The 8,244-nt window shown below is 42.4% G+C and carries 8 protein-coding genes; 4 read left to right on the top strand and 4 right to left on the bottom strand.

The features are described 5' to 3' along the window. On the top strand, positions 1–1,503 hold a 1,503-nt coding region (locus PY364_RS00300; RefSeq protein WP_343277543.1), incomplete at its 5' end, for an NYN domain-containing protein. Between the two features lie 63 nt (positions 1,504–1,566). Further along, positions 1,567–3,159 carry an NYN domain-containing protein gene (locus PY364_RS00295; protein WP_275519350.1) on the top strand — a complete coding sequence of 531 codons (1,593 nt, stop codon included), beginning with the start codon at positions 1,567–1,569 and terminating at the stop codon, positions 3,157–3,159. A gap of 165 nt (positions 3,160–3,324) precedes the next feature. On the opposite strand, the gene PY364_RS00290 is transcribed toward PY364_RS00295, so the two are convergent. Continuing rightward, positions 3,325–3,552: a hypothetical protein gene (locus PY364_RS00290; protein ID WP_275519348.1), complete on the bottom strand. Its 228-nt coding sequence runs from the start codon at positions 3,550–3,552 to the stop codon at positions 3,325–3,327. A 77-nt stretch (positions 3,553–3,629) separates the two neighbouring features. Here PY364_RS00290 and hppD point away from each other — a divergent pair, with 77 nt between their 5' ends. Together hppD and PY364_RS00280 are read left to right on the top strand one after the other, a co-directional pair. Further along, complete coding sequence (gene hppD / locus PY364_RS00285) at positions 3,630–4,784, top strand: 4-hydroxyphenylpyruvate dioxygenase (protein WP_275519346.1); 1,155 nt, start codon at positions 3,630–3,632, stop codon at positions 4,782–4,784. Between the two features lie 159 nt (positions 4,785–4,943). Then, complete coding sequence (locus PY364_RS00280) at positions 4,944–5,630, top strand: HAD family hydrolase (protein WP_275519344.1); 687 nt, start codon at positions 4,944–4,946, stop codon at positions 5,628–5,630. Between the two features lie 142 nt (positions 5,631–5,772). Here the strand turns inward: PY364_RS00280 and PY364_RS00275 are convergent, their stop codons facing one another. The 3 genes from PY364_RS00275 to PY364_RS00265 all read right to left on the bottom strand — a co-directional run bounded on the left by PY364_RS00275 (position 5,773) and on the right by PY364_RS00265 (position 8,059). After that, the gene (locus PY364_RS00275) at positions 5,773–6,384 is read right to left on the bottom strand and encodes a CPP1-like family protein (protein WP_275519342.1); all 612 of its coding nucleotides are present in this window, start codon (positions 6,382–6,384) and stop codon (positions 5,773–5,775) included. Between the two features lie 118 nt (positions 6,385–6,502). Continuing rightward, a complete protein-coding gene (gene map, locus PY364_RS00270) occupies positions 6,503–7,327 on the bottom strand; it encodes a type I methionyl aminopeptidase (RefSeq protein WP_275519340.1) in 825 nt (274 codons plus the stop codon). 207 nt (positions 7,328–7,534) lie between these two features. After that, positions 7,535–8,059 carry a plastocyanin/azurin family copper-binding protein gene (locus PY364_RS00265; protein WP_343277542.1) on the bottom strand — a complete coding sequence of 175 codons (525 nt, stop codon included), beginning with the start codon at positions 8,057–8,059 and terminating at the stop codon, positions 7,535–7,537. Between the last annotated feature and the right edge of the window lie 185 nt (positions 8,060–8,244).

Genomic DNA, 8,244 nt, shown 5'->3' with positions numbered 1-8,244 from the left:
CCCCATCCTCCGCATCTCCCCCATCTTCCCCATCTCCCCCACCCTCCGTCAGTCTATGATGGATCGAAATACCATCCTTGCTTGTGGAGGGCCATGCAAGATAACTCCAGCTTGCCAGTGACTAAGAAATCAGTCATTATCAGCGCCATCAGCCGCCATATCTGCGAAACTCTCGTTTCTATCCAGCAGCAGCATCCTGAATGGATAGCGGAAAAATACAGGAAAACTCCCTGGCACAGAGCTGAGAGTCAATCTACCTTGAGCGAAAAATTGACAACAGGGTTCTCTCAGGCGGCTAACGCGCGATCGCTACTGGCGATCGCGAAAAAATATCTGCAAATTCTGTTAGCACCGGAATTCGTTAATTCTCCTCAATTCAGCGAATTATTCTTAGAAATTAACCAGCTTGCCTCTGGAAAAACACAATTTTTACAATCACATAAGTCTCCTAGTTCCAATCTAGATTCGCCCAATAATGGTTCGCAGCCTGTCTCTGGCATCGCCATCTTGCTATTAGATGCCGAAAACTTACAGATAGATATCGAAACCGAAAAATTATTACAGGAAATTTGTATTCATCCTATCCAAATCAAGGTTGCCTTTGCTAATTGGCGCAGCATGGGTAAGAAAGATGCGGAATTTCACGAACGTGGCTATCAACTAATTCATGTTCCGCCAGGAAAAGACAGTGCTGATTTAAAAATGGCTACTGTCGGAGCTTCTATTTTTGTACACTACCCCACTGCTAAAGAAATTTTAGTTTGTTCTTCCGATCAAGCGCTAACGCACCTTCGCAATACGCTACAAGCTCACGGATTAACTGTGCATCAAGTCCGCAAGCAGGGAGACTACATTACAGTTTTAAATAGCAAGACTGGAGAAACTCAGAAATATTCTCTCGTTGGTCTACCGGAAATCCCCACTCTGGAAGAATTTGTCTCTCATTTGAAAGAGCTAATTAAAGCTGAACAAGAGCGCACAGAAAATCAATGGGTTAAGCTTTCTCGAATTTCTACATTGTATAAAGAAAATTATAATTTAGCACTTAGCCAAGTTGTAGATACTCATCTACCGGGGACTAAAGTTAGAGATATTTTTCTGGATTATCCGACAGAGTTTGCTATTCACAAAACCTCAGATAATTCTCAAACTTATCTAACTTTATTTGATATTAATGAGATAGCCAAAACATCATCTGTTAACAATATAACCCTCAACAAAGATATTGTTATCCCTCAGAGTTTAAGCGATATTAATTCCATTGAAGATTTGGAAATGGCGATTGTTAATATAGTTGAAAATCTCACGGCGACATCAACTATTAGTTATGTTTTTGTTTCAAATGTCGGCAGTGAATTTCACCGAAAATACGCCAAGCCGATTACTCAAATTATTAAAGAATTTAATCTGGGTAGTAAATTTCCTAAATTTTTGCACTCCTGTTCTTCTCTGAAGCTAAAAAAGACAGCAAAAGGTTGGCAAGTCGGGCTGGTTAAACCCTAAATTATTGCTTGAAACAGTTAAGATTAGTGTATGATAACTCTACATGGTTGCGCGCTCGCCCCGATGAAATGCCCCAAGTGTGATTCTACTTCATACCGCAAAAATGGCCGCGATCGCGGTAGGCAGCGTTATCTCTGCAAAAGCTGCGGTAAGCAATTTATAGAACCCGCCAGTGTGTCAAACGGTGCGGTAGTAGATGAGAGTGCGATGACACCTCTTCCCCACTCAGAATTATCTGCGATCGCAACCTTTGAGAAACCCTCAGAGAATGGTCAATTACCGCTTACTAATCAGATTCAGCTTGCGACCAACATTGCTACACAATTAGCCGATATTTTATCTGTTAAACAACCAATCACCTCACAAACTTCAATTGCCGATAGTCCCGGTTTAGCTATTTTACTCCTTGATGCTGAAAACCTAAAATTAGATATCAAAACCGAACAATTTCTAGGAAGTTTATCTAGCTATCCCCTCCAAATAAAAATTGCTTTTGCTAACTGGAAAAATTCAGCTATGGGGAATCAGGATAATGAACTGCACAAACGCGGATATCAACTGGTTCATGTTCCTAGTGGTGCAAGTAATGCTGACGGAAAAATGATCTCGCTTGGCGCTTCTATTTTTCTACGTTATCCCACAGCCAAAGAGATATTTGTCTGTTCTTGTGATAGTTTACTGCTACACTTATGCAATGAGTTACAAAGTCAAGGCTTGACAGTTTATCGAGTGCTAAGAAAAGATGAAAACCTGGTTGTGGAAAACTACGCTACAGGGGAAAACAAACACTATTCTCCTGTTGTCGGCGCAGAGATTCCCGATTTTGAAGGATTAATGAGTCAACTAAAAAATTTGATCGCTCAAGAAAAAAATAATCTGACCGATCGCTTGGCTGATTTAGCTACTATTTCTACTTTATTTCAATCTCGTTGTCAGATTACTTTAAATGATCGTAGTAGTAGTGCTAAAAATAATAATGGTGGTATTGCTAAGATTGAAGCAGTTACTCCTCCGATAGTAGTGGTGCAAACTGCGGTTGTAAATGAAGAAAAACCTCCACAGAGTGCAAAGAAAAAATCAAAGAAAAAAAACTATCTCAAAGGTAGTATTAATTCAGCAGCAGAATTAGAGCAAATTCTGCTCGAACTGCTGAAGTCAATCGAAACCGAAGGTAACGAAAAAAATATATTAGTTGCGACACTAGGTGAATCTTTTTCTCAAGTTTACGGTAAGTCAGTTACTTCTCAGCTAAAAGAATTGAGCCTTGGTAGTAAATTAACAACTTTTTTAAAGTCTTGCACTGCTTTTGACGTGACTGATTTAGGATCTAGGAGTCGAGTAGCGATCGCGCAGCCTTTGCAAAGCGAACAGAAAAATTCAAAGGAGACAAAGCTCGAAGTTAATATTGATTCACCCGCAGAATTAGAGCAAGTTCTTCTCGATCTCCTGAAGTTAATGGTAAGCAAAGATCGAGAAAAAAAAATATTTGTCGGTGAACTAGGTGGAGCTTTTTATCAAGCTTATGGTAAGTCTGTTACTTCTCTAGTAAAAGAATTGGGTTTTGGCAGCAAATTAACAACTTTTTTAAAGTCTTGTGCTGCCTTCAAGGTGACTGATTCAGGCGCGAAGAGTCGGGTAGCGATCGCGCAACCTTAAACTTTCACTTCGCCTGCATGGGTATAATAAAAAAAGACGTAAAGAAATGTAAAGCGATATGCAGGACAAACTTGCGGTTTTAGTGGGTGCGACTGGCGGCATCGGTTCAGCTATTTTTCTAACCGCAGTGCCGATGGAGTTGATTTTATCGCTAGATCGGATAATTTAGCGATCGCGGCTCGTAGTCACAGCCGTAACAATCAAAAAAGCCACCCCCAAACCAATCGCTATTTCATCACTCCAAGGCAAGAAAGACCACTTGATCCAGCGGGAAAAACTTTCAGCAATTCTAGCAAAAGCATATAAAGCTTGAGCTAATAGCTGAAAAATACCGTAAGCTATAGCTGCAACCCCTGCTGCTCGCACAAACGGATTGTTAAATAAGTTGCCCATGATATTAATGTGAAAAATCACTCTTTAGATAGTTGCACAAATTTACCCAATTAGTCAAGCAAATTTAACTTAACTTCATGGAATTCGATCGCGTTCACTTTTACGTTGAAAATGCAGCCGCGTCGCGCGATTTGTTTGTTAACCAGTTAGGTTTTCAAGCAATAGCAAGCATTACAAATCACAACATCCACACTGAAGTTATCAACAGTGGCAATGTCTGTTTTATCTTATCTTCGCCTCTAACAACGGATAGCCCCATCGCCTTATGGCTCAAGCGGCATCCCCCCGGCGTTGCAGATATAGCTTTTCGGGTTCGCGATCTTGAATCTGTTATAAATAACGCCGTTGCTTATGGTGCTAAAATTCTACAACCCATCCAGCAAGAATCAAGCTCTTTAAAATGGGCAAAAGTGACTGGATGGGGAGACTTAACCCATACTTTAATCCAGGGAGAAAAACCCTTAGCAGCCGATAAGTTATTGACTTTTTTAGCTAAATCTGACTTTGCTGCCGACAATTCATCCGTTAAATTGGCTGCCAATAATTACCAATCAGACATTACTAATAGCACAGGATTTTTTACAACTATCGATCATACAGTGCTAAATGTTGCAACTGGGGATTTAGAACGCGCAGTAAAATGGTATCAAAATACTCTAGGTTTCCAACCACAGCAAAACTTTGAAATTCAAACTAACCAGTCAGCTTTACGCAGTCGAGTGATGATTCATCCCAATGGTAATGTACAATTACCCATTAATGAACCAGGATCTGCTAATTCTCAAATTCAAGAATTTTTGGATGCTAATTGCGGGTCAGGAATTCAGCACATCGCTTTGCAAACCGATCGTATTTTACAGGTAGTTAGCGAATTGCGATCGCGAGGATTACCTTTTTTACCAGTTCCCTCAACCTATTACAGCGAATTGCGTCAACAGTGGGAAAGCTATCTTTCTAGTGCTGAGTGGGAAGCAATCGAAGTTTGTCAAGTTTTGGTAGATTGGCAAAAAGATATCTCTAAAGCGATGTTATTACAAATATTTACTCAGCCAATTTTTGAACAACCCACTTTATTTTTTGAGTTAATTGAACGACGCAAAGCTTGGGTTAATGGTCAACAAATTCAGGCTCAAGGTTTTGGAGAAGGAAATTTTCGAGCTTTATTTGAAGCAATCGAACGAGAGCAAATTAAACGAGGTAGTCTAAACAATGTGACAGATGATTTTTACTAAATTTATCGGTTAGCCAATCAGACAAATATGCTAGCACTTAATGCTTCATTGCTAATGGCTAATTGCTAATGGCTAATCCTTTTGCCCTCTTCCCTTTCTTCTGAATTCTGTTATAGTAAGTAACAATTTGTATTAAAACTTAACGACGAACCAGGTCAAATGCTAAGACTTATTACTGACTTCGATGGGCCAATTATGGACGTTTCCGAGCGCTATTACAGAGTTTACCAACTCTGTCTGGCACAGGCTCAGCGTCCAGATCAAGAAATCCGCGTACTCCCGAAACAGGAGTTTTGGCAAATGAAGCGATCGCGCACTCCCGAAACCCAAATCGGTATACTATCAGGATTAGACGAAACCCAAGCCGCAGAATTTGCCCAAAACCGCCGCAAAACCGTTCACACGCTACCCTACTTAGTTTACGACCAACCCGTTCCCGGCGCTGTGGAAACCTTGGAAAGATTGCAGCAGGCGGGAGTTGATTTAGTGGTAATGACAATGCGGCGAGTGCGGGAACTCGACGAAGCCTTTAACCGCTGTGACTTAGCCAAATTTTTCCCCCTAGACAGGCGCTATTGTCTCCCCAACGATTACGTAAAAACTGGCGATACCAAGGACAAACCTCTGCTAATGGCGAAAGCCATAGCAGAACTTCCCGCTGCATCTGATGTGTGGATGGTGGGAGATACAGAAGCAGACATTATAGCAGCAAAAACGCACGGTGTCAAGGTAATGGGAGCGCTTTCTGGGATTCGCGATCGCACTCAATTAGAAATGCACAAACCCGATTTAATAGTTAGCAATCTAGTCGAAGCTGTCGATAAACTGTTAACTGTTAACTGTTAACTGTTAACTGCTAACTGGTAACTGTCAACTGTTAATTGGGGTTGATAGTTATTAGTTGGCTGAATTTTCTAACTAACCACCAACAACTAACAACTAACTACCAACAATTAACTACCAACAACTAACAATTAACAATTAACAACTAACGAAGAAAACTGCTAACCAGCCACAAGATCAAAAACGTAAACACAGCAATAAATTTCTCAGGAGTTATCAAAGTCCCAGTCACAAAAGAGCCAAGAATACCTCCCAGCACCAAGCCAGAAATTAAACCAGCCACAGTTAGCAGCACAGCGCGACCAAACTTTTGCTCCTTACGATTGACAAAATAAAGGCAAGAACCCACACCCACAGCCAAAGTTAGCTGTAGCACAGAGTCACTGCTTCCAGGGTAAATACTCAAACCCCCCAGCCCCGCATATACGCCACCGGGCCATAAAATATCAGCTCGGCTCGGAGAATCCAGCAACCGTTGTAGCCAAGCAGGCCCTCCCTTAGCTGGAGCCGGAGCAAAGCTGGGAGATGATGGAACTGCCCGCTCTGGAAAGCGGATGCGTTCGGGAACCTTAATTTTCCCTTCTTGGCGCTGTCGCAAACGATCCATTAAGATCGCATCATAAGCCGCCTCTATTATTTCCATACGCTTTTTATCGCCGCCATACTGCTCGGCAATACGTCCCCGCGCTTCTTGCACTTCATCAAAGGAAGCATCTTCAGGGACTCCAAGCAATTCATAGGGAGTTTGCTCGCTCATGATAATTCTTACACCTCTCCTCCAAGTTAAGCTTAACCCGATCTTTGTGCTGTGAAGAAAGAAGCAAGAAAGAAATCTCCCCTTCCCCGCTTCCCCACTTCCCCGCTCCCCTGCTTCCCTAAACCTTAGAGCGGTCAGTTAAAATTTCGTAACCATCATCCGTCACTAGGACGGTATGCTCGAACTGAGCAGAAAGAGAGTTGTCAACAGTAACAGCCGTCCACTTATCTGCCAGCGTCCGGGTATATTTAGAACCCGCATTCAGAATTGGCTCGATCGCTAAGGTCATCCCTGTTCTTAGTTTAACATTTGGCATCTCGCGGGTGCGGAAGTTGAAAACAGAAGGTTCCTCATGCAAATTCCGCCCCACGCCGTGACCGGTAAATTCCTCGACTACAGTAAAGCCATGAGCTTGGACGCAATCTTGAATTGCTCCAGCAATGTCAAGCAGGTAGGCTCCCGCTTTCACTTGCTCAATGCCTTTATAGAGCGCCGCTTCTGCCGCACGTATCAACTTGGCGGCTTCGGGAGTGACTTCAACAACGGGAATGGTGATGCAAGAATCCCCATGAAAACCTTGGTAGTAAGCACCCGTATCTACTTTGAGAACATCACCCGCTCGAATCACTTTTTTGGCACTGGGTATGCCGTGTACAACTTCGTTATTAATGCTTGAACAAATCGAGCCAGGGAAACCGTGATAGCCTTTAAAGCTTGGTGTTGCCCCCATTTCGCGGATGCGTTTTTCAGCATAAGCATCTAAATCGGCAGTCGTCATCCCCGGCTTTACGAGTTGCGAAATTTCTTTGAGTACCGTTGCCACAATTAAAGCTGCCTGCCGCATAATTTCAATTTCGCGCGGAGATTTAATCTCAATGCCTCGGCGTTTTTTGGCTTGGGGAGCTTGAGCCGGTTGAGAAAGCAGACCACCAAAAATGTTCATGTAATTGACAATTAACTAAGTGTGTGATAAGGAGTTTAGGGAAATAAGGAAAAATATCGGACTCATATTGGTACGGGTGTCGGGCCGAGAGCTATTGATAAATTCTCCTAACTCTAAGGTAGCTTAATTTTTTCCTTAGAAACAGCAAGGGAGCGATCGCACTTGTTTACTAATTCTCTAATGCGATCGCCACCCTTGAATTTAATATTATGCCGCCTGTTGAGGGGAAATAGTAATTTTCCCAATCATTCCAGCTTCCGCGTGTCCCGGAACCGTACACCGCAGATTATAGGTTCCCGACTTCATTGGCACAAATACCCATTCTGCCTCTGCTCCGGGTTTGAGTTCTAATTCGCGAATTGCTCCTTTGATTTCTACATTACCGGCTTCAACTTTTTGAGTCCAGCTCGCATCGGCAAAATCTTTGGAAGTAAAATAATGTTTCTCAGGGCTGGGATTCTTCAGCACTAATTTGTAGCGCTTTCCTGACTGAAATTCTAGGAGATTTGGAAAAAACTTGAGTTCGCCAGTAGCGCTGCCCAAACTAATAGGAATTTCGGTTGCGGGTTGGCGCAATAAATCACCAACTGGACTAGAGTTATTGGCTGCAAATGCTAGAGGGGTCGCAGATATTGCGAACCAAAGCACTAAGCTCAATATCATCTTTAGGCTTTGTTGTACCCAGCGATTGGGAGAGAATTTACGAGATAGGAAAGTTAAGGATTTGCTCATGGCAGTCAGGATAATTGAATTAGGAATTACGCCAAACTATCCGTAACGCCGCCATCTTGGCGGTAAAGTCACCGCCAAGATGGCGGCGTTACGTAATCGTAGGTAATATCATGTCCAGCAAATTACTTATTAAATGTTGACCTACTTCTATTTTTCCACACTTAGCGTGCTAAATTTTGCTCAAA

It is taken from the genome of Kamptonema sp. UHCC 0994 (genome assembly GCF_029167235.1).
Lineage (GTDB): Bacteria > Cyanobacteriota > Cyanobacteriia > Cyanobacteriales > Microcoleaceae > Kamptonema.
The sequence above is the reverse complement of the archived record's forward strand: the minus strand, read 5'-3'. Positions and strand labels throughout refer to the sequence as shown.